Origin of the sequence: Flavobacterium sp., assembly GCF_028712645.1 — a bacterium.
Lineage (GTDB): Bacteria > Bacteroidota > Bacteroidia > Flavobacteriales > Flavobacteriaceae > Flavobacterium.
Window position 1 is genome coordinate 4,168 of sequence record NZ_JAQTPQ010000167.1, and the last position, 3,637, is coordinate 7,804.

General features: G+C 32.0%; 4 protein-coding genes. 2 read left to right on the forward strand and 2 right to left on the reverse strand.

From position 1 onward, the window contains the following. The first annotated feature begins 95 nt into the window (after positions 1-95). Positions 96-1,292, forward strand: a complete 1,197-nt coding sequence (locus PHC28_RS12670) for a hypothetical protein (protein WP_300101045.1) — start codon at positions 96-98, stop codon at positions 1,290-1,292. 9 nt (positions 1,293-1,301) lie between these two features. Here PHC28_RS12670 and PHC28_RS12675 read toward each other — a convergent pair whose 3' ends face one another. Together PHC28_RS12675 and PHC28_RS12680 are read right to left on the reverse strand one after the other, a co-directional pair. Next, entirely contained in the window at positions 1,302-2,054 is a 753-nt protein-coding gene (locus PHC28_RS12675) for a hypothetical protein (RefSeq protein ID WP_300101048.1), read from the reverse strand. Beyond that, positions 2,055-2,354, reverse strand: coding sequence for a hypothetical protein (locus PHC28_RS12680; RefSeq protein WP_300101051.1), 300 nt, complete (start codon positions 2,352-2,354; stop codon positions 2,055-2,057). A gap of 145 nt (positions 2,355-2,499) precedes the next feature. On the opposite strand from PHC28_RS12680, the gene PHC28_RS12685 reads away from it, so the two are divergent. Next, the coding region (locus tag PHC28_RS12685; RefSeq protein WP_300101054.1) for an aminotransferase class V-fold PLP-dependent enzyme at positions 2,500-3,637 on the forward strand (1,138 nt) is incomplete at its 3' end.

Here is a 3,637-nt window from a genome sequence, read left to right on the forward strand (position 1 = left end):
AAAAAATAAAACAAAAAAATCAAACAGGAAGTAACAATGCTTCCTGTTTTTTTGTCTTAAAAAATCACTTTTATCACTAAGTTACATAGGTCAGTATGAAAAAAAATGCGCTACTTTTATTTCGTCATTTTGGTTTTTTGGTAAATCATTTTTTTGGTAAATCAATTTGTTTAAGAGCAGTTTTTGCTTTTGTTTTTATTCTTTCTTCAGGAAATTTATTAGCTCAAACTGATGCTATAATCAAGAAAGACAGTACGGAAATACGTTGTAAAATTCTAAAAACAACCCACACAAAATATAATTATGCTTTTGTTAATCCAAAAAATAAAGTGATAAAAACTTCTATTTTAAAAACAGTTGTAGATACTATTATCTATGATAAATATGATAAAAATTTAGTCGAACATAAACTCTTCAATAAAGCAGAAGTTATTGCTGATACCTTAGAAGAACCTGTAAAAGCATATCAATTTTCATTTAGTATTGGTTTTAATTTAGCAAACGTATTGGAGTTTAATCCTCCAACTGGTTCTGATAAAAAAACTTTGTCAGCAACTAGTGCTTTAGATTTAGGATTAGATTATTATAAAGAAGGTAATCGTTTTGCAATGACAAACGAATTGCATTGGAATCTTTCCCTTCAAAAATCAGGTTTAACTGGTGTAAATCACATTCAAAGAGTTTCTGATGAGCTAAACACACTTCACGATTTTTCTTATACATTGAGCAAAGACAGTAAATGGAATTTTAATTTAATTGTCAAAACAAGTACTTCTGTTTTTACCATTTTTGATGGTAGCTATTTTAAAGATTACAATAATTTTGGAAAAGCACAGGGATTTTTGAGCCCTTATGAAGTAATTCTTTCGCCTGGAATTAAGTACCAACCCAATGATTATTTTAGACTTTCATTTTCACCTTATTCAATGAATCTTTATGGATTGACAAGTCAGCAAATTGCTAACACGGGTTATTACACCCAAACATTTGATGCAAGTAGTGGTGATTATGATCTTTTTGTATATAAACAAATGGGAGCAGAACTTAACATTTGGTATGACAGAAAATACAAGAAATGGTTGGAGATGCAATATCGATTAGGAATTTCGTCTGACTATTTTTCTAAAACTACTATTAATGGTACTTTAGATGGTTTGTTTATTACAAAATTTAAAATCATTAAAAATGTCTCTTTGTCACATCGAGCAATTTTGAAAGGAGATTTCCTAGAAAAACCGTTTAAACCTTATTACAAACAAACTATTTTGTTGAGTTATTCAAAAAGTTTTTAGGAATAGAAATTAGCTAATTTGAATTTTTTTTCGTTTGATTCGTACCATTGAAACCACAATCAAAAGGACAAGAATCACAAATAGAATTGCAGATGAACCAATAGTTCCAAAGTTTAATCCTCCTTTTTCCAAAGGTTTTGTGAGTAAATCTCCAAAGGTTGCTCCAAATGGTCTTGTCAATACAAATGCTATCCAGAACAAAATAATGTGAGATATCTTGGTGAATTTATAAGCCAATATGGTTAGAATTAGTAAACTGCCAATTAGAATTGCTCCTCCAGAAAATCCAAGTCCTGAATCGTCGGCCAAGAAATCTCCTAATGCTGTTCCTAGCGTATTCGAAAATAAAATAGCAGTCCAATAAAACAGTTCTCCACGAGTAGAAGTGATGTTAGTTACTGCCAAAGTTTTTTCGCTAATTTTCCAAATAACAAGTGTGATTGCTAGCAGTGATACTAAAATCAATGAACCTGTTGCATAACCTAATCCTAAAGTTCTATCCATAAAATCTGAAATAGTGGTTCCTGCGGTACTCGTTGCAAGAATCACAGCCCAATAGATTATAGGATGGAATTTTTTTGAAGAAAGTTGGATAAATAGCGAAACAAAAAAGAAACATAACAACAGCATCGAACTCACCGCATAACCTATATTTAAAGTCATAGACAACAAATCACCAGCAGTTTCGCCCAAAGTAGTGGCACAAATTTTCATTATCCAAAAAGATAAGGTAATAGCGGGAAGTTTGTTTAATGAGTTCATTTATTTAATATAATTCATTGTTATTAGCAAGATAATTACTAAAATCCCCACAAGTCCAGAAATAAAGAAATAATCAGCAATAGTTTCAAATTTATTTTCTCGCTCTACGCTTTTGGTTCTTATGGAAATAAATGAAAAAATGCAAGAGCAAGTTAGCAAAACAGCAATAATAGAAGTTAATTCATCAATAACGTGCGTTTCTATCTTGTTTGCTATATGTAATGATGTAATAACAAAAAGACAAAACCCCAAAAGATTTGCCGAAGTGGTTAAAATATGTTGTGAAGTATTGTTTGCCATTCGGTAAATATAAAATTTATTGAATCAATTTTTGGAAAGTAATTCTTGTATTTTTGTTAAAATGATTCTCACAAACCAACTTTGTAATTTTCTAATAATCTCAATTACTAAAAATAGGTATCTTTGAATCAAAATTAAGATTACAATGATGACCAAAGAAATGCCGACCCAATTAGAACACTTCTTTCAGCAGTTTCGCAAGAATATTATTGGAATAGATCAGGAATTTGTTTCGCCTTATGGCAAAAAAAAAATCATTTATACAGATTGGACAGCGAGTGGTCGCTTGTATCGTCCTATTGAGGAAAAAATAATCAATGAGTTTGGTCCTTTTGTGGCCAATACTCATACCGAAACCACTGTTTCGGGAACTGCAATGACAATGGCATATCACAAAGCCAGAAACATTATTAAAAAACACGTAAACGCAAGCGAAGACGACGTTCTCATTACTGATGGAACAGGAATGACCGGTGTTGTCAATAAATTCCAGCGTATACTTGGTTTGAAAATTCCCGAAAACCTGAAAGATTTCATTACTATTCCTGCGGAGAAAAAACCAATTGTTTTTATTTCACATATGGAACACCATTCTAATCAAACTTCTTGGCTAGAAACTATTGCCGATGTTGAGGTGATTCCTTCCAGTGACGAAGGATTATTCAGTATCGAAAATCTCGCTAAATTACTGGAGAAATATAAAGATAGAAGTTTCAAAATTGCTTCTATTACTTCTTGTTCGAATGTTACGGGAATTAAAACTCCTTATCACAAAGTGGCTAAGTTGATGCACGAAAACAACGGACTTTGCTTTGTAGATTTTGCTTGTTCAGGACCTTATGTTGAAATTGATATGCATCCTGAGGATTCAGAAAGTTTTTTAGATGCGATTTTCTTTTCGCCGCACAAATTTCTTGGTGGCCCAGGAACTTCGGGCGTTTTGGTTTTTAATAAAAAATTATATCAGAATTTGATTCCTGATAATCCAGGCGGAGGAACGGTTTCTTGGACGAATCCTTGGGGAGAACACAAATATATTGATAACATCGAGGATAGGGAAGACGGTGGAACTCCGGGTTTTTTGCAGGTTATCAAAACAGCTTTGGCAATTCAACTAAAGGAAAAAATGGGAGTTGAAAATATTCTAAAACGAGAACACGAAATCGTTGATTATATTTTTTCAAGTTTAGAAAATGTTCCAAATATCAAGATTCTCGCTGCACAACATCATAATAGACTTGGAGTGATTTCGTTCTATATTGACGATTTGCATTTTAATTTGG

Bases quoted from the DNA above. Each gene is read 5' to 3' on its own strand.
- PHC28_RS12670 (WP_300101045.1), top strand. From the start codon at position 96: ATGAAAAAAAATGCGCTACTTTTATTTCGTCATTTTGGTTTTTTGGTA.
- PHC28_RS12675 (WP_300101048.1), bottom strand. From the start codon at position 2,054: ATGAACTCATTAAACAAACTTCCCGCTATTACCTTATCTTTTTGGATA.
- PHC28_RS12680 (WP_300101051.1), bottom strand. From the start codon at position 2,354: ATGGCAAACAATACTTCACAACATATTTTAACCACTTCGGCAAATCTT.